This is a genomic window from Mesorhizobium sp. B2-7-1 (assembly GCF_006440735.1).
In the GTDB taxonomy this organism is placed as follows: Bacteria; Pseudomonadota; Alphaproteobacteria; order Rhizobiales; family Rhizobiaceae; genus Mesorhizobium.
Genome location: NZ_VFUA01000049.1, coordinates 1 through 16,596, shown reverse-complemented (window position 1 = coordinate 16,596; position 16,596 = coordinate 1). Strand labels below are relative to the sequence as shown.

Below are 16,596 nucleotides of genomic sequence, written 5' to 3'. Positions count from 1 at the left end.
CCGTTACTCCGCCGCCATGGCCGTCGCCGGCGGCACGGTGCGGAAATCGAGGTCGCGGCTCACCAGCCGCTCGACGCCGGCGGAAGCGTCGGCGAGGATCTGCCTGTAGCCGGCTATCGAGCGCGCGAAGACGTTGTAGATGACGACCGCCGGAATGGCCGCGACAAGGCCCATCGCGGTCGCAAGCAGCGCTTCGGCAATACCCGGCGCCACGACGGCGAGGTTGGTGGTCTGCGCCTGCGAGATGCCGATGAAGGCGTTCATGATGCCCCATACGGTGCCGAACAGGCCGACGAAGGGCGCCGTCGAGCCGATGGTGGCGAGCAGACCGGTGCCGCGCGACATGCGCCGGGAGGCTGCCGCCTCGATGCGCGAAAGCCTGGAGGCGACGCGTTCCTTAAGGCCGTCGCCGGAGGCGTGGTCCAGCGCGCCGGCCGAAAGCGCGCGTTCCTCTTCCGCCGCCCGCACCAGAAGCGCGCCCGGACCGCCGCTGTGGCCGAGTTCCCGGCCGGCCTGCATCAGCGTCGCGGCGCTGCCGATCGCATCGGCGGCGCGACGGGCCCTCAGCTTGCCGCCGAACACCTCCAGCGACTTGGCGAGCCAGATCGTCCAGGTGACGAGGGACGCAAAGGCCAGCCCGACCATGACCGCCTTGACGACGATGTCGGCATTCATGAACATGCCCCAGGGCGACAGGTCATGCGGCAGCGCCAGCGAGATGGAGTGCTCTTCGCCCGGAGCCGGCTCGCTGCCCGGTTCCACCGGCGTGGCGACAGCCGCCTGCGCCGCCGGCATTTGCGGAGCCGGAGCGGCCGGTGCTTGCGCTGCCGGCGTCTGCTTGAGTGGGGCCTGCGCGGCGGGCGCCGCCGGTTGCTGCGCCGCCGGCTGTTCCTGCGCCTTGGCGAGGCCAGCCGAAAGAATGAGGGACGCGACCAGCGCCGCGAAAAGACCGTTTCGGGACAAGGCTCGTCCTCGCTTCATCATTGCACGTAACCGATCGGCTGGCCGGTGACGGGATGCTTGAGCACGCCCATCTCGACGCCGAAAATCTCCTCGAGCACGGGCCCTCGCATGATCTCGTCCGGCGTGCCGCGCCTCAGCAGGCGGCCTTGCTTCAGCGCGATCAGCTCGTCGCAATAGCGCGCCGCCATGTTGGGGTCGTGCAGCACAACGACGACGCACAGGTCGCGCTTGCGGCTGAGCTCCTTGACCAGCGCCAGCACCTCGACCTGATGCGCGATATCGAGCGCCGAGATCGGCTCGTCGAGCAGCATGACGCCGGCATTCTGCGCCTCCAGCATGGCAAGCCAGGCGCGCTGCCGCTCGCCACCGGAAAGCTCGTCGACCAGCCGGTCGGCGAAAGCGGTCATGTCGGTCAGCGCCAGCGCTTCCTCGACCTGGCCTTTGTCCTGCGAGCCGAAACGGCCGAGCGCGCCGTGCCAGGGATAGCGCCCGAGCGCCGCCAGCTCGCGCACCGTCAGCCCGGTCGCTGCCGGCGTCGTCTGCGGCAGATAGGCCAGCGCGCGCGCCAGCTCGCGCACGCCCCAGCCGGCAAGCGGAACGCTCGGCGAAGCGGATGTCGCCGGAACTCGCCTGCTGCTGGCGTGCCAAAAGCTTGACCAGGGTCGACTTGCCCGAGCCGTTGTGGCCGACAAGCCCGTAGACGCGCGAATGGCGCAGCTCGAGCGAGACCGGACCGAGTAGCGTGCCGCCGCCGACGGCGAAGCGCACGGCGTCGACATGAAAGACTGTCCCAGCTCCGGCCAACATCCGTCTCCAATGCAGCGGCCCGCCATCCGGGCAGGCGGCCAATGCCGGTTGACTATGAAACATGACTTTCCGAGTCAACTCTAAAGGTGACTGCATCGATCAACAATTCGCAACGGCATTGGGGAAGCGGTGAAGTCTGGACGCCAATGCCGTTGCCGGGCACGATGCGCGGCGTGACCAAATCTTATTTTCGCGCAATTCCGGACGGAAGGTCACGGCGAAGACGCCGAACCTGACCGCTAAGCACTTTTCCGGAATCGCGCCAAGGCAGGCGGCCGATGATCAAGGCGATACCCTTCGACTTTCCCTATGACGGCAGGCTGGAGCCGCGGCACACGGCGCTGCTGGCGATCGACCTGCAGGAGGACTTCCTGTCGCCGACGGGCTATTTCGCCAGGAAGGGTTACGATCCGTCGCCGCTGAGGGCCATCCTGCCGGCAGTCAACCGGCTGATTGGGGCGGCCCGCGCCGCCGGCCTCACCATCATTCACACCAGGCAAGGCTATCGCGCCGACATGGCCGACATGACGCCCTATGAGAAATGGCGCCGCAAGCGGGCGGGCCTCGATGGAACCGATGTCCTGCTGCGCTCAGGCCCGGGCTTCCAGATCTCCGCCGACATCGACGTGGCGCCGCAGGACATCATCATCGACAAGACCTGCAACAGCGCCTTCACCTATACGGACCTGGAGCTCGTCCTGCGCTTGCGCGGCGTGACGCATCTGATGTTCACCGGCTGCACGACGGATGTCTGCGTGCACACCACATTGCGCGAGGCCTGCGACCGCAACTTCCAGTGCCTGACGATTTCGGACGCCTGCGCCAGCGGCGACCAATATGCGCACGAAGCAGCGCTGCATATGGTGACGGTCGAGGACGGCGTCTTCGGCGCGCTGGCGGATTCGGAGGCCGTCGTCGCCGCGTTGCGGCAGCTCGCGGTCGCGGCGCGCTGAAGGTTTTTTGGGTTTCATCGAATTTTTTTCGTCCCACCGTTCCGTTTTCGGTTCCGGCTTCGTCTTGAGGGTCGTAACAGGTGCGAGAGCCGCGACGGCCTCCGCCATCAGGACAAACGGAGCCTAGCCATGTCGACCACAGTGACCCTGATCAACATCTTCACCGCCAAGCCGGGCAAGCAGCAGGAACTCGCCAAGACGCTTGCCGAAGGCACGAGAAGCTTCTTCAGCAAGCAGCCGGGCTCGCTGTCGTCGTCCGTGGTCGTCGGCGGCGACGGCAGCAAGGTCGCCAATATCTCGCAATGGCGCTCGGCCGACGACATCGCTGCCTTCCGCAGCGATCCCCGCTTCGCCGACTACATGAAGAGCGTCGTCGAGCTGGCCGCCGGCGAGAGCATGATGGGTCACACGACCTATTCCCATACGGGCGGAGTCGAGAACCAGGAGGACGCGTGACCGGTTCGCAGGATCAGTCCGTTGCGGCGGCCGAAACCAGGCTTCGCGCCTTCGAGCGCGAAGCTGCCGGCCTGAGGGCCAAGTTGCACCGCTACGCTTCGCGCATGGTCGGATCGGTCATCGACGGCGAGGACATCGTCCAGGAGGCTTTGGCCAAAGGCTTCGTGGCGATCAGGAATGGCGACATGCCCGACAAGACCGAACCCTGGCTGTTTCGCATCGCGCACAACGCCGCCCTCGATTTCCTGCGCAAGCGCGCCCGCTCGCGGGGGCGTGAAAGCGAGGTCGAGCTCGACACGATCGCCGACGAGAATTCGGCGCTGGACGCGCGCATCGCTACCGAGGCGAGCCTGGCCGAGCTGATGCAGCTGCCGCCGGCGCAAAGATGCGCGGTCGTGCTGAAGGATGTGCTGGGACACAGTCTGGAGGAGATCGGCGAAATCCTCGAAACCTCCGATACGGCGATCAAGGGGGCGCTGCAGCGGGGCCGCGAGAGCCTGCGCAAGCTGGCGGCCGCGCCACGCATGGCGTCGCCCCGCCCGGCGCTCGACCGGCAGGACATGCGGCGTCTCGGCGACTATGTGGCCGCCTTCAACGCCAGGGACTTCGATGCCTTGCGCGGCCTGCTGGCAGAGGACGTCAAGCTGGAGCTGGTCAACCGGCTGCGCGCCGACGGCAAGGAATATGTCGGGAATTATTTCGGCCGCTATGCCGACGAAACGCATTGGCATTTCACGACCGGACTTGTCGAAGGCCGGGCCGCCATCCTGGTCACCGGCCCGGATCGTCCGGACGGGCCGCCACGCTACTTCATCCTCATCGATTGGGAGAACGGCCGGATCGCCGGCATCCGCGACTTCCTGTTCGCGGACTACGTGATGGACGGCCTGGATTACTCCAGCCATGCGGGGAACGTCGAATAGACATTCCCCGGAAAGCACCGACCCGTAAGCGGATTGCCGCCGGATCCGGCCTGCTCAGCCTGCATGGATCTCCGCGACGGGATGGGATGCAAGCATTCCCGGCTGCGGAACCTCGGCCTCGCGTCGCGCCAGCGAATTCGCGACCAGCGTGATCGTCTCGCGCCCGATGCGCGCGATGTCGCCTGGACGGTCGACGCCGCCGATCATGAACTCCTCGATGCCAAGCGCGGCGTAGGGCAGCAGCGCCAGGGCAATCCGCGCCGGCGGCCCGGCAAGCTCGACCGCCTTGTGATCCGGGGAGCCGGTCCAGCCGTCCGGGTGAAGGCGGATCGGCAGCGCGAAGCGCAACCTGCCGGCGCGGCCATGCTCGGCCGCGGCGCCGCGCACGCGCTGCATCAATCGCGCGACCTCGTCCGCGGAGCCGGCTGCCAGCTCGAAGACATCGGCATGCTTGCCGGCGACCTTCAGGGCCGTGCCGGACTGCCCGCCGAGGCGGATGGCGAGGTCGGCGCCATGCGGGCCTTTGCGCGGCACGAAGCCGCCCTTGACGCTGTAGAAGGCGCCTTCATGGTCGAAGGGCCTGTCGTTCGACCACAGCCGCTTCAGCAGCACCAGATATTCGTCGATGCGCTGCCACACCACACTGTGGCCGATCGGCCGCGCCTCGGCGTCGCTGTCTTCCAGCGGCTCGCTCAGCATGCGCAGCGACAGGCGGCCGCCGCTCTTGCGATCGAGCGCCGCGAGCTGCCTTGCAGCCACCGTCGGCTCGATCACGCCGGCCCAATGCGTCAGCACGACTTCGAGCGAACCGGTGCGGTCGAGCGTCTGGGCGGCGATGTCCATGTTGGTGAGCAGCCCGGCCGGATCGTCCACCACCAGCCTGCGGAAACCGGCGTCCTCGATCAGCGACAATTTGGTCGCGGTTTCGGCGAAATCGTAGAAGAAGCTGCCATTGGCAAGCTTGCCTGGAACATGCGTGAACTCGATCGGCATTGCCATCTCCTCCATCACGTTGGCTTGCCCCGCTCCAAAGCCTTCGAACCAAGTCCGAGACGCAGGCGCATGACGACGCCCCGGCGCTCGGCCAGTTTTCCACTCCGGTTACTCAACTCAGATTGTTTGACGGCGGGTCTCGGCCCGCCTTGGATCAGGGGATCAGCCCCAGCACCACCGCGCCGGTGAACACGAACGCAAGCGCGAAGACGAGATAGGCGAAGGTACCGCCATAGGCGGGCCTCCAGCTCTGGTCGGCTGTCAGCCTTTGCCCTTTGCGGGCGGTCTGAGCGTTCTGGATATAGAACATATCGGCCTCCGTCTCGACCATTAATCTATAAAGTTAGTAGACTTTGTCGATTGCTATTTTCGGGCAATTTCTGGAATGAATTTTTTGAAAGAGGACGGATCGTGGTTTTTCATACTCGCAGCGCAGGCGATGCAGCCGATACCGGAACATAGGCGATCTGGCCGAACGGGTTGAAAATCGGCCGTTTTCGCGGCGTTCACAGGCACATTATCCAATCGCTCGAACGGTCTTGGCCGCCTCGCGCATGACGGATAGCATCCGCTTGGGCCGACATGGGCGGCGCTGAAGGAGCAAAAAGAATGGCTGGAAGGCTGGCGGGCAAGGTCGCTATCGTTTCGGGCGGCGCGACAGGCATGGGCGGGGCGGCTTCGGAGTTGTTTGCCGCCGAAGGCGCCAAGGTGGCGATCATCGACCGCAATGGCGAGGCGGCGGGCAAGACTGCCGCGGCGATCCGGGCGCGGGGCCATGTCGCCGAACATTTCGTGGCCGACGTTTCGGACGAGGCGCAGGTCGAAGCGGCGGTGAAAGCAGCGACGGCGAAGCTCGGTCCGGTCACGGTGCTGTTCAACCATGCCGGCACGATCGTCATCAAGCCGTTCCTGGAGACGACGCTGCAGGAATGGGACTGGCTGCATGCCGTCAATGTGCGCTCGATGTTCTTGATGACGCGCGCGGTGCTGCCCGGGATGATCGCCGCGGGCGGCGGCTCGATCGTCTGCACCTCGTCGATCTCGGCGGTGGCGGCGACGCCGAACGAGGTGCTCTACGACACGACCAAAGGCGCCTGCCACATGTTCGCCCGCGCCATCGCGGTGGAATTCCGCGACCGCAACATCCGCTGCAACGCCGTCTGTCCCGGCTTCATCCGCACGCCGCACGGCCTGCGCGAAGTGGCCGATCTCGGCAAGCTCGGCGTCGACGTTTCCGACGCGGCCATGGCCGCGCAGCAGGGCCGCATCGGCGAGCCGGAAGAGGTGGCGAAGGCGGCGCTGTTCCTCGCCAGCGACGAATCGAGCTTCGTCAACGGCGCGCATTTGTTCGTGGACAACGCGTTCACGGCGATCTGAGGCCTTTTCCTCGCCCCACGAAAGTGGGGAGAGGTGGCTCGGCGAAGCCGAGACGGAGAGGGGAGAGGGCTCGACCTTCGTTTACCGGCAAAATCACCGGCGTCGCAGCCCCCTCTCCGGCCGCTTCGCGGCCACCTCTCCCCCGCGTTGCGGGGGGCGAGGAAATCCTTGCTACCGTTCTTCCCTCCGGAACGGCTTCAGCAGCGCCGATGGCGCGACCGCGTTGCGCGACATGAAGGCCATGGCGACGATGGTGAAGATGAAGGGCAGCATCAGGAAGGCTTCGTAAGGGATGTGGCCGAGACCGCTGGCCTGCATCCTGAGCTGCAGCGCGTCGACGAAGGCGAAGAGCAGCGCGGCGCCGGCCGAGCGCCACGGATCCCAGCGGCCGAACACGACCAGCGCGATCGCCACCCAGCCGCGGCCCGAGACGACGCCGAAGGTGAAGGCGTTGAACTGCGCCATGGTGAGGAAGGCGCCGGCAAGGCCCATCAGCGCGCCGCCGAGGATCACCGCCTGGAAGCGCGTGGCGATGACGCTGACGCCGGCCGAGTCCGCCGCGCGCGGGTTTTCGCCGACCATGCGCACCGAAAGCCCCCATGGCGTGCGGTAGAGCACGAAAGCGGCAAGCGGGACGGCGACGATCGCCAGATAAACCAGCGTGAACTGGTTGAACACGGCAGGGCCGAGCACCGGTATGTCCGAGAGCAGCGGGATGGGCACCGGCTTGAAGCCGTCGATGCTCGGCGGCACCGATTGCTGGCCGAAGATCAGCCGGTAGAGGAAATAGGCAAGACCCGATGAGAACAAAGTCACGCCGATGCCGCAGACATGCTGGCTGAGGCCCAGCGCCACCGTGAACAGCGCATGCAGCGCGCCCATTAGGGCGCCGGTGAGCACCGCCACCAGAACGCCGAGCCACAGACTGCCGCTCAGGCTGGCGGCGGTGAAGCCGGCCATGGCGCAGAGCAGCATGATGCCCTCGATGCCGAGATTGAGCACGCCGGCGCGCTCGGAAAACATTTCGCCAAGCGTCGCGAAGGCGAGCGGCGTGGCGATGCGGATGATGGCGGCGAGGAAGCCGACCTGGAAAATCTGCTCGAATACCGCGCTCATGCGGGCGCTCCCACGCGGCGGATGCGGTAGGCGGTGAAGAGCAGCGCCACCAGCATGGCAAGCAAAGCCGTGCCCTGGATGACGTCGCTGAGGAAAGCCGGCACGCCGGTCGCGCGCGACATCGCCTCGGCGCCGGTCATGACGGCGGCCAGGAAGATCGCCGCCGGCACCACGCCGAGCGGGTTGAGCCTGGCGAGCATGGCGACGACGATGCCGGAATAGCCATAGCCCGGCGAGATGTCGCTCATCACCTGGAAGTGCACGCCGCCAACCTCGCCGACGCCGGCCAAGCCCGCCAGCGCGCCGGAGAGCAGAGCCGTCGAGAGCAGCACACGCTGCACGTTGATGCCGCCGTAGCGCGCCGCTTCCGGATTCTCGCCGGTGACGCGGATGCGGAAGCCGAGCGTGGTGCGCGCGATCAAGAACCAGCAAAGCGGTGCCGCGATCAGCGCGACGATGACGCCGAGATGGAGGCGGGTGCCTTCCATCAGCACCGGGAAATTGGCCGAATCCTCGATCGGCGGCGAGATCGGATAGCCGGAGAAGCTGTCCTTCCACGGCCCCTCGATCAGCGCCATCAGCGCGTAGTAGATGACCGAGTTGAGCAGCAGCGAGCTGACCACATCGTCGACCTTGAATTTTACCCGCAATGTCGCCGGCACCAGCGCGACGAGCGCGCCAGCGGCGGCACCCGCCAGCGCCATCAGAAGCATGGCGAGGTAGCCCGGCATCGGGATCGCGCCGACGAAACAGCTCGCCACCGCGCCGGCCAGCAGCTGGCCCTCGGCGCCGATGTTCCAGAATTTGGCGCGGAAAGCGATCGCCACGGCAAGACCGGTGAAGATCATGGGGGCGGCGCGCACCAGCGTCTCGGTGATAGCGTAGCTGTCGCCGAGCGATGCAGAGAGCATCACCCCGTAGGCATCAACGACGCCGGCGCCGGCTATGGCGATCAGGCCGCTGCACAGGACGAGCGTGGCGGCGATAGCCAACAGCGGCAGCGCGAGATTGAACCAGGCCGGTGTCGATGTGCGGGCTTCGAGGCGAAACATCAGGCCGCCTCCTCGGTGTGACCGGCGCCGGTCATCATCAGGCCGAGCCTCGCGACGGTGGCGTCCGCGCTGGGAAGCGTGCCGGCGATGCGGCCCTCATACATCACGGCGATGCGATCCGAGAGCATCAGCAATTCCTCGAGGTCCTCGCCGATGACGATGATGCCGCAGCCCTTGGCGCGCATGGCGAGGAATTTTTCATGGATGAAGCGGGCGGCGCCGATGTCGAGGCCGCGTGTCGGCTGCGAGACGATCAGCACCTTCGGATCGAAAGCGAGCTCGCGGGCCAAGAGCGCCTTCTGCAGATTGCCGCCGGACAGCGCGCCGGCGCGCACCATCGGCCCGGGGCAGCGAATGTCATAGGCCTTGATCTGTTCCTCTGCGAAAGCGCGGATCGCAGCCGGATTGAGCAGCCCCTTGCGGCTGAAGGCCTCGGTGCCGATGCGCGGCAGCACCATGGAATCGGCCAAAGGCAGGTTGGTCACCAGGCCGGTGGTCATCCGGTCTTCGGGTATGCGGCCGAGGCCGAGCGCCTGCAGCTCGCGCGGCGAAAACCGCGCGACCGCTTTGCCGGCTATCGTCATCGCGCCGGCCCTGGGCGGCAGCATGCCGGAAATGACGTCGGCCAGCGCCCGCTGGCCGTTGCCGGAGACGCCGGCAATGCCCAGGATCTCGCCTGAACGGACGGAAAGCGAGACGTCGCGCAGCGGCGTGCCGGCATGGCCGGACGTCGAAATGCCATCGAGCGTCAGCACGGCGGCGCCCGGCGACGAGGCCTCCTTGGTCGGCGGCACGATTTCGTGGCCGCACATCAGCTTCGCCATTTCGGCCGAAGTCGTTTGTGCCGGATGGTCGACGCGGCCGGCGACCTTGCCGTGGCGCAGGACGACGCAGCGATGGGTGAGCGCCCTGACTTCGTTCAGCTTATGCGAGATGAAGATGATACCGAGCCCTTGCGTGGCCATCGAGCGCAAGGCGGCGAACAGGCCGTCGACTTCGCTCGGCGCCAGCACGGCGGTCGGCTCGTCGAGGATCAGAAGCTTCGCGCCGCGAAACAGCGCCTTGATGATTTCCAGCCGCTGCTGCTCGCCGACCGACAAAGCCGAGACCGGCAGGTTCGGATCGAGGCTCAGCCCATACTGCCGGCCGATTTCGTTCAGGCGGGCAAGCCCGCGCGCACGATCGATGCGGCCGGATTTGCCGGGAATTCCGATCAGGAGGTTCTCCAGCACCGTGAGGCGCGGCGCGAGGTGGAAATGCTGATGCACCATGCCGATGCCGGCGGCCAGGGCGTCGGCCGAATTGTGGATGGCGACGGGCCTGCCTTCGACCAGGATCTCGCCGGCATCGGGCGCATAGGCGCCGAACAGCACGTTCATCAGCGTCGTCTTGCCGGCGCCGTTCTCGCCCAACAGGCCGAGGATCTCGCCAGGCGCGACGCTGAGGTCGACGGCCTCGTTCGCCTTGACGGCGCCGAAGCTCTTGGTGATGCCGCGCATTTCGATGAGTGGGGCGGACAAGGGTGCTCCTGACTTGCGATACGGCCAACCGCCTAAAGCGCGTCGCGATCCTTCGGATTCGCTCCATGCGCTTTAGGTCTTTGATTTTACGCATGTCTTTATCCCGAAACCGGTTCCCACTTTCGGGAGACATGCTTTAGGGCAGCGCGAGGCCCCCTCTCTGGCCTGCCGGCCATCTCCCCCTCGAGTGGGGAGATCAGATGTCACGCCGGCTTTCGCCAATCTTCTACGTCGCAGGAAAAGCGCCAAGACCGAAGCCGCCAATCTCCCCCATTGAGGGGGAGATGCCCGGCAGGGCAGAGAGGGGGGCTTGGCGCTAGCCTCGAGCCGAAGCGCTCAATCCGAAACCGGCGTATTCTCGTCGACGTCGACGCGGAAATTGCCTTCGAGGATCTCGGCCTTCTTCTTCTCGACCAGGTCCTTCACATCCGCCGGCAGCGTCTTGTCGAACTTGTGGAGGGGCGCGAGATAGGATCCGCCCTTGGCCATGCGCGAGAAATCGCCATAGTCCTGCGCGGTGAAGACGCCGGCCTTGACCAGCTTGATCGCCTGCTCGACCGTCGGGTACATGTCCCACACCGGGCCGGTGATGACCGTATCGGGACCGAGGTTCGACTGGTCGGACATGTTGGAGATGGCGTAGATCTTCTTCTCCACCGCCGCCTCGATGACGCCGAAGCGCTCGGCGTAGATGACGTCGACACCGGCGTCGATCTGCGCCACGGCCGCTTCCTTGGCCTTGGGCGGATCGAAGAAGGAGCCGATGAAGGCGACCTTCTTCTTGACGTTCGGGTTGACCTCCTTGGCACCGGCAAAGAAAGCATTGACCAGCCGGTTCACTTCCGGAATGCCCATCGCCGCGACCGCGCCGACCGTGCCGGACTTCGACATCTTTCCCGCGATCATGCCGGAGAGATAGGCCGGTTCATGGATCCAGTTGTCGAAGACGCCGAAATTGGGTTCGGCCGGGCCGGCGCCGGAGCCGAACAGCCAGGCCGTCTTCGGGAACTGTTTGGCGGTCTTGCGCGATTCGCGCTCGGCGGCGAAGGCGTCGCCCAGCACCAGCTGGTAGCCACCCTGCGCATATTCGCGCATCACGCGGCCGAAGTCGGCGGTCTGCACCTTTTCCGACCATTTGTAGTCGATGCCCAGCTCCTTCACCGCCTTCTGCAAGGCGACATGGATCTGGTTGTCCCACGGCTCCTCGATCGGCGTGGCGAAGATCGCCGCCACCTTCAGCTTCTTGTCCTTGGCGAAGGCCGCGCCGGGCAGCACGGTCGCCGCCAGGCCGAGCACGCCGAGTTCCAGCACGTTGCGCCGCGACAGGCCCGTGCGTTGCGTTTTGCTACGTTCGTTTTCCATTGAAGTGCCCCTCTGTTCGACAGCCGTGTCGAGCCGGCCGTTCAAAAATGTCAGACGAGCGAGACTATGGAACGGTGGCTGAGATTTGTCCACATGGTCAAATTTGGACTGTGAGCTGTGTGAACGTGGGAACGCTGGCGGGACAGAGGGGGGTGCGAAGGAACGCAGCGTAACCGCACTATCCGCCCGCAACCTCCCAGGCCCCCGTCTCGGCAAACCTTCTCAACGCCGGCGCCGGCTCGAAGATCGCACGTCCCGTTTGCCCATGCCAAAACTCCAGTCGCTCGACGATCCTGCCCGCGCCCTCAAGCCCCGCCCAGAACATCGGCCCGCCCTTGCCGATCGGGAAGCCGTAGCCATTGACCCAGACGACATCGATGTCGGACGCCCGCGCGGCGATGCCTTCTTCGAGTATTCTCGCGCCCTCGTTGACCAGGGGATAGAGCGTGCGCTCGATGATCTCGTCGGCGCCGATCTCGCGCCGGGCGATCTCCAGTTCTTCCGCCTTGGTGCGAATAAGCGCTTCGACTTCCAGATCCGCGACCGGCTCGCGAGAGCCAGCCTCATAGCGGTACCAGCCGCGTCCGGTCTTCTGGCCGAAGTGGCCCTGCTCGCAAAGCGTGTCGGCGATCACCGCCGTCTGGCCGCGCGCCTTGCGGTTGCGCCAGCCGATGTCGAGGCCGGCGAGGTCGCCCATCTGGAACGGCCCCATCGGCCAGCCGAAATTGGTGAAGGCCTTGTCGACCTGGCTTGGCGTTGCGCCCTCAAGCAACAGCGCCTCGTTCTCGGCGCCGCGCGCGGCCAGCATGCGGTTGCCGACGAAGCCGTGGCAGACGCCGACGACGACCGCCACCTTGCCGATGCGCCGGGCGAGATCGGCGACCGTCGCCAGCACCTCGGGCGCGGTCTTTTCGGCGCGAACGATCTCCAGCAGCTTCATGACGTTTGCCGGCGAAAAGAAATGCATGCCTAGTACGTCTTGCGGCCGCGACGTCGAGGCGGCGATTTCATTGACATCGAGATAGGAGGTGTTGGTGGCGAGGATGGCGCCGGACCTGGCGATGGCGTCGAGCCTGCCGAACACCTCCTTCTTCACCGCCATGTCCTCGAACACGGCCTCGATGATGAGGTCGCAACCGGCAAGGTCGGCATAGTCGGTGCTGCCCTTGAACAGGCCGAGCCGCTTCTGCCTGGCGTCTTCGCTCAGCGAGCCACGGCTGACCGAAACGGCATAGTTCTTCTCGATCGTCGCCAACCCGCGCCGCAGCGCTTCCTCGCTGGTTTCGAGCAAAGTCACCGGCAAGCCGCCATTGGCGAGGGCCATGGCGATGCCGCCGCCCATGGTGCCGGCGCCGATGATGCCGACGCGGGCGATTTGGCGCTTCCGCAGGTCCTTGCCGGGAATCTTCGCCGCCTCGCGTTCGGCGAAGAACAGATGCCGCTGCGCGCGCGACTGATCGCCGGAAACGAGTTTCAGGAAAAGCTGCCGCTCGGCCGCAAGTGCTAAGTCGAACGGCAGGGTGATCGCGTTGCGCATGGCCTCGGCGCAGGCAAGCGGCGCTTCCAGTCCGCGGGCTTTCCGGGCCAGCTCAGCCGCCTGAGCGCCGAAAGCGGCGAGGTCGGTCCCGGCAAGGCGGTCGTTGCGGTCGCGCACCGGCACGAACGGTCCGCCCCGCGCGACCATTTCGTCGGCGAAACGAATGGCCTGCGCAATCAGGTCGCCCTCGAAGACCGTGTCCACGAAGCCGGCGGCCTTCGCCTCGCCGGCCGAAACCGGCACTCCGGAAACGATCATGCTGAGCGCTTTCGCGGCACCTACCAGGCGCGGCAGGCGCACCGTGCCACCGCCGCCCGGCAGCAGGCCGAGCTTCACTTCCGGCAGGCCGAGTTTCGCGCCGCTGTCCGCGACGCGAAAATGGCAGCCGAGCGCCAGCTCCAGTCCGCCTCCCAGCGCCGTGCCGTGAATGGCGGCGACCGTCGGCTTGGCGATGGTTTCCAGAAAGGCGATGATGGCGCGCAGTTCCGGCTGCTGGAGCGGCTTGCCGAATTCGGTGATGTCGGCGCCGGCGACGAAAGTGCGCCCGGCGCAAGCGATGACGATCGCTTTGGCGGCGGGATCGTCGCGCAGCGCGGCGAGCGCCTCATACAGCGGTTTGCGGACGTGAAAACTCAGCGCATTGACCGGCGGGTTGTCGATTGTGACCACAGCCACGCCGTTCTCGTTCGCGACGCTGACAATATTGGACAAGCGGAACCTCCCGAGACCGGCTGCGATCGCGCAAGGGTTTACTAGGCGCCGCGGCGAATGGGAACCCGATCTGGTGTTGGCCCAATGATTGGCGGGAGGCGACTAGTTATCCACCCGGCCGAAGGGAGGCACGTCGCCGATCACTTCGCGCTTGTCCTTGCCGCAGACGAAGGTCTTGGCCTTCTCGTCGGCGAGCTTGCGCGCCTGGTCGTTGGCCTGCGGGTTGCCGGTGGCCAAAACCAGTCCGACGGTGCAGCCCTGATGCTCCTCCGGCTGCGCCACCTTGGCGACGATCAGCACGTCGGTCGATTTGTCGTCGTCAGGGTGGCTCACCGAGCGGCGATGGATGGCGGCGAAGGGGATGGCGACATCGCCATTGGTCTCGATCCGCCACTCGACCTTGGGGCCGGAGCCGTTGAAGCCGGTGAAGCTCTCCCAGACAGCGGTCATGTCGTCGGATGGAAAGCCATAATAGACGGACTCGCGCGCGTCGTCATAGCCGATCAGCACAGGGTAGCCGCGATAGCCGGAGCAGACCAGGTTCGCCCAGTCGCCGTCATTCTGACCAGCCTGGGCATAGGTCACACAGTCCTTTTTCCAGTCGAGATCGGTGTAGGCGCTGGAAATGTCGCCGGCGTGAGCCGTTTGGCAGAGACCGGCGAGAGCGAGCGGGATCAGAAGAGCGCGCATGGCTGACAACTCCGTTTCGAGTTGCCGGGAGCGTAGCTTCAATTGCTATTTCTTCAAGCTTGCTTCGATCAGGAGGTCGGCGTTGCGGGCCACCGCCGCGGCAGGCCCGCCAAGGCCGAAAAGCTGGCCGCTGATATAGGCGCCCTCGATCAGAAGCAGCAGGCCGTCGCCCAGCGTGTCGGAATCGGCGGCGCCCATCGCGGCGGCCATGGCGCGCAGGCGCCGGCGCAGCTCTATCTTGTTGTTCTCGCTGACGATGCGAGCCGGATGGCCGCGCTCCGGATACTCGACCGCGGCGTTGGTCATGCCGCAGCCGCGGTAATCCGACTTCTGCGTGCGTTTGCCGACGCGGGTCAGGAAAGCGATGATCTGCGCGCGCGGATTGCCGGGATGCGCGTCGACCGCCTCGTCGAAGCGTTCCCAGAATTCGAGGTCGTATTTGCGCAGATAGGAGGCGGCGAGCTCATCCTTGGAGGGGAAGCTTCGGTAAAGGCTCGGCTTGGTGACGCCGGCGCGCTTGACGATCTCGTCGACGCCGATCGCCCGGATGCCTTCGCGATAAAAAAGGTCGCGCGCCACGTCGAGGATCTTGTCCGCCGCCCTGGGAGCAGGGGCCGCGCTCAACGATGCTTCAATTTTATTGTCCGATGGCATCCAAACAACCTGCTTGACAATGTTACTGACCGGTACGTATGTAGGGTTCCTCCTCATTGCAACGTACCGGTCAGTAACATGATAGCTCAGTCCCGCCCGTTTGGCCAGCACTACGCTTTCGTCGTCGTTGCCGTCATCTTCTTCTGCCTTTTGATCGCTGCCGGGCTTCGCTCGGCACCCTCGGTGATGATGGTGCCGCTGGAAGAAAGCTTCGGCTGGCGCCGCGACGTGACATCCTGGGCCGCCAGCGTCGGCATCCTGCTCTACGGCCTGACCGGCCCCTTCGCCGCTGCGCTGATGGAGCGCATCGGGCTGCGCCGCACACTGCTCGGCGCGCTGGTGGTGATGTCGGGATCGACCGCGCTCAGCCTGTTGATGACCGAGCCCTGGCATCTTTTCCTCACCTGGGGCGTGTTTTCCGGCATCGGCTCCGGCGCGGTGGCGAGCGTGCTGGGAGCCACCATCGTCAACCGCTGGTTCAAGACCAATCGCGGCCTGATGATGGGCTTGATGTCGGCCTCCAGCGCCACCGGCATGCTGGTGTTCCTGCCGGTGATCGCCTCGCTGGCGCAGAACGGCGGCTGGAAGCCGGTGGCGATCGCCGTGGCGATCGCGACGGCGGCCCTGATACCCTTCGTCCTGCTGCTGGTGCCCGAGCGCCCCGCCTCGATCGGCCAGGTGCGCTACGGCGCCGATGCGAACGACGTGCCGCCGGTGTCGCCGGCATCGCAAGGCAATTTCCTGGCGCACACGCTGAACACGCTGCGCCGCGCGGCCGGAACCCGAGTGTTCTGGTATCTGTTCGCCACCTTCTTCGTCTGCGGCTTCACCACCAACGGGCTCGTCGGCACGCATCTCATCGCCTTCTGCGGCGACATGGGCATCGGCGAGGTGCAGGCCGCCGGACTGTTGTCGATGATGGGCATTTTCGACCTGATCGGCACCACGCTGTCCGGCTGGCTCACCGACCGCTTCGATCCGCGCAAGCTGCTCGGCGTCTATTACGCCGTGCGCGGGCTGTCGCTGATCTACCTGCCCTATTCCGGCTTCTCGGCCACCAGCCTGGTCATCTTCGCCGTGCTCTACGGCCTCGACTGGATCGCTACCGTGCCGCCGACGCTCAGGCTCGCCAACGAGGCCTTCGGCGACCGCAGCGGGCCGATCGTGTTCGGCTGGATCGTCGCCGGGCACCAGGTGGGTGCCGCGGCCGCGGCCGCCTTTGGCGGCACGATGCGCGAGCTGCAGGGCAACTACGAGCTCGCCTTCCTGATCGCCGGCATGACCGGCATCGCGGCGGCCTGTATCTCGCTGCTGATCAACACCGACAGGCCGGCTTTCGAGCCGGAGCCGCAGGCGGCCTAAGGCGTGACTCCACCTTCTCCCCTTGGGAGAAGGTGGCCGCGCAGCGGCCGGATGAGGGGTGTTCCAGGGAACGCCAACGTCTCACTACGCTGGAATATCAGCGTCTTACTCCGCTGGAAC

Annotated in this window: 15 protein-coding genes and 1 pseudogene; 5 read left to right on the top strand and 11 right to left on the bottom strand. The window is 66.0% G+C overall.

The features are described from left to right. Positions 1–3: 3 nt before the first annotated feature. Both exbB and FJ471_RS18825 read right to left on the bottom strand, forming a co-directional pair. Positions 4–963, bottom strand: coding sequence for a tonB-system energizer ExbB (exbB, locus tag FJ471_RS18830; protein ID WP_140805665.1), 960 nt, complete (start codon positions 961–963; stop codon positions 4–6). Positions 964–980: 17 nt separating this feature from the next. Further along, positions 981–1,770 (bottom strand): annotated as a pseudogene (locus tag FJ471_RS18825) (ATP-binding cassette domain-containing protein). Positions 1,771–2,048: 278 nt separating this feature from the next. Here FJ471_RS18825 and FJ471_RS18820 point away from each other — a divergent pair. The 3 genes from FJ471_RS18820 to FJ471_RS18810 all read left to right on the top strand — a co-directional run bounded on the left by FJ471_RS18820 (position 2,049) and on the right by FJ471_RS18810 (position 4,102). Beyond that, positions 2,049–2,723 (top strand): isochorismatase family cysteine hydrolase, encoded by a 675-nt coding sequence (locus tag FJ471_RS18820; RefSeq protein ID WP_140805663.1) that lies wholly within the window; start codon positions 2,049–2,051, stop codon positions 2,721–2,723. 129 nt (positions 2,724–2,852) lie between these two features. Continuing rightward, entirely contained in the window at positions 2,853–3,179 is a 327-nt protein-coding gene (locus tag FJ471_RS35345; protein WP_140805661.1) for an antibiotic biosynthesis monooxygenase, read from the top strand. Next, a complete protein-coding gene (locus FJ471_RS18810; RefSeq protein ID WP_246684761.1) occupies positions 3,176–4,102 on the top strand; it encodes a sigma-70 family RNA polymerase sigma factor in 927 nt (308 codons plus the stop codon). Before FJ471_RS35345 ends, FJ471_RS18810 begins: the two co-directional genes overlap by 4 nt. 54 nt (positions 4,103–4,156) lie before the next feature. Here FJ471_RS18810 and FJ471_RS18805 read toward each other — a convergent pair whose 3' ends face one another. Both FJ471_RS18805 and FJ471_RS18800 read right to left on the bottom strand, forming a co-directional pair. After that, complete coding sequence (locus FJ471_RS18805; protein WP_140805657.1) at positions 4,157–5,095, bottom strand: LLM class flavin-dependent oxidoreductase; 939 nt, start codon at positions 5,093–5,095, stop codon at positions 4,157–4,159. Between the two features lie 154 nt (positions 5,096–5,249). Continuing rightward, a complete protein-coding gene (locus FJ471_RS18800) occupies positions 5,250–5,405 on the bottom strand; it encodes a hypothetical protein (RefSeq protein ID WP_140805655.1) in 156 nt (51 codons plus the stop codon). A 299-nt stretch (positions 5,406–5,704) separates the two neighbouring features. On the opposite strand from FJ471_RS18800, the gene FJ471_RS18795 reads away from it, so the two are divergent. Beyond that, complete coding sequence (locus tag FJ471_RS18795; protein WP_140805653.1) at positions 5,705–6,472, top strand: SDR family oxidoreductase; 768 nt, start codon at positions 5,705–5,707, stop codon at positions 6,470–6,472. Positions 6,473–6,643: 171 nt separating this feature from the next. Here the strand turns inward: FJ471_RS18795 and FJ471_RS18790 are convergent, their stop codons facing one another. The 7 genes from FJ471_RS18790 to FJ471_RS18755 form a co-directional block, all read right to left on the bottom strand. Continuing rightward, positions 6,644–7,588 (bottom strand): ABC transporter permease, encoded by a 945-nt coding sequence (locus FJ471_RS18790; protein ID WP_140805651.1) that lies wholly within the window; start codon positions 7,586–7,588, stop codon positions 6,644–6,646. Beyond that, positions 7,585–8,640: an ABC transporter permease gene (locus tag FJ471_RS18785; protein WP_140805649.1), complete on the bottom strand. Its 1,056-nt coding sequence runs from the start codon at positions 8,638–8,640 to the stop codon at positions 7,585–7,587. Before FJ471_RS18785 ends, FJ471_RS18790 begins: the two co-directional genes overlap by 4 nt. Further along, entirely contained in the window at positions 8,640–10,160 is a 1,521-nt protein-coding gene (locus FJ471_RS18780) for an ABC transporter ATP-binding protein (RefSeq protein ID WP_140805647.1), read from the bottom strand. The genes FJ471_RS18785 and FJ471_RS18780 overlap by 1 nt, the downstream gene beginning before the upstream one ends. A 336-nt stretch (positions 10,161–10,496) precedes the next feature. Continuing rightward, the gene (locus FJ471_RS18770) at positions 10,497–11,522 is read right to left on the bottom strand and encodes a BMP family protein (protein WP_140805645.1); all 1,026 of its coding nucleotides are present in this window, start codon (positions 11,520–11,522) and stop codon (positions 10,497–10,499) included. Between the two features lie 178 nt (positions 11,523–11,700). Beyond that, positions 11,701–13,770, bottom strand: coding sequence for a 3-hydroxyacyl-CoA dehydrogenase NAD-binding domain-containing protein (locus tag FJ471_RS18765; RefSeq protein WP_140805643.1), 2,070 nt, complete (start codon positions 13,768–13,770; stop codon positions 11,701–11,703). A 102-nt stretch (positions 13,771–13,872) separates the two neighbouring features. Next, complete coding sequence (locus tag FJ471_RS18760) at positions 13,873–14,460, bottom strand: hypothetical protein (RefSeq protein WP_140805641.1); 588 nt, start codon at positions 14,458–14,460, stop codon at positions 13,873–13,875. Positions 14,461–14,505: 45 nt separating this feature from the next. Then, positions 14,506–15,114: a TetR/AcrR family transcriptional regulator gene (locus FJ471_RS18755; RefSeq protein WP_140805639.1), complete on the bottom strand. Its 609-nt coding sequence runs from the start codon at positions 15,112–15,114 to the stop codon at positions 14,506–14,508. Between the two features lie 78 nt (positions 15,115–15,192). Between FJ471_RS18755 and FJ471_RS18750 the strand changes: the two genes are divergently transcribed. Further along, entirely contained in the window at positions 15,193–16,476 is a 1,284-nt protein-coding gene (locus tag FJ471_RS18750; RefSeq protein WP_140805637.1) for an MFS transporter, read from the top strand. The last annotated feature ends 120 nt before the right edge of the window (positions 16,477–16,596 follow it).

Bases quoted from the DNA above. Each gene is read 5' to 3' on its own strand.
- FJ471_RS35345 (WP_140805661.1), top strand. From the start codon at position 2,853: ATGTCGACCACAGTGACCCTGATCAACATCTTCACCGCCAAGCCGGGC.
- FJ471_RS18820 (WP_140805663.1), top strand. From the start codon at position 2,049: ATGATCAAGGCGATACCCTTCGACTTTCCCTATGACGGCAGGCTGGAG.
- FJ471_RS18795 (WP_140805653.1), top strand. From the start codon at position 5,705: ATGGCTGGAAGGCTGGCGGGCAAGGTCGCTATCGTTTCGGGCGGCGCG.
- FJ471_RS18755 (WP_140805639.1), bottom strand. From the start codon at position 15,114: ATGCCATCGGACAATAAAATTGAAGCATCGTTGAGCGCGGCCCCTGCT.
- FJ471_RS18760 (WP_140805641.1), bottom strand. From the start codon at position 14,460: ATGCGCGCTCTTCTGATCCCGCTCGCTCTCGCCGGTCTCTGCCAAACG.
- FJ471_RS18785 (WP_140805649.1), bottom strand. From the start codon at position 8,640: ATGTTTCGCCTCGAAGCCCGCACATCGACACCGGCCTGGTTCAATCTC.
- FJ471_RS18790 (WP_140805651.1), bottom strand. From the start codon at position 7,588: ATGAGCGCGGTATTCGAGCAGATTTTCCAGGTCGGCTTCCTCGCCGCC.
- FJ471_RS18800 (WP_140805655.1), bottom strand. From the start codon at position 5,405: ATGTTCTATATCCAGAACGCTCAGACCGCCCGCAAAGGGCAAAGGCTG.
- FJ471_RS18770 (WP_140805645.1), bottom strand. From the start codon at position 11,522: ATGGAAAACGAACGTAGCAAAACGCAACGCACGGGCCTGTCGCGGCGC.
- FJ471_RS18805 (WP_140805657.1), bottom strand. From the start codon at position 5,095: ATGCCGATCGAGTTCACGCATGTTCCAGGCAAGCTTGCCAATGGCAGC.
- FJ471_RS18750 (WP_140805637.1), top strand. From the start codon at position 15,193: ATGATAGCTCAGTCCCGCCCGTTTGGCCAGCACTACGCTTTCGTCGTC.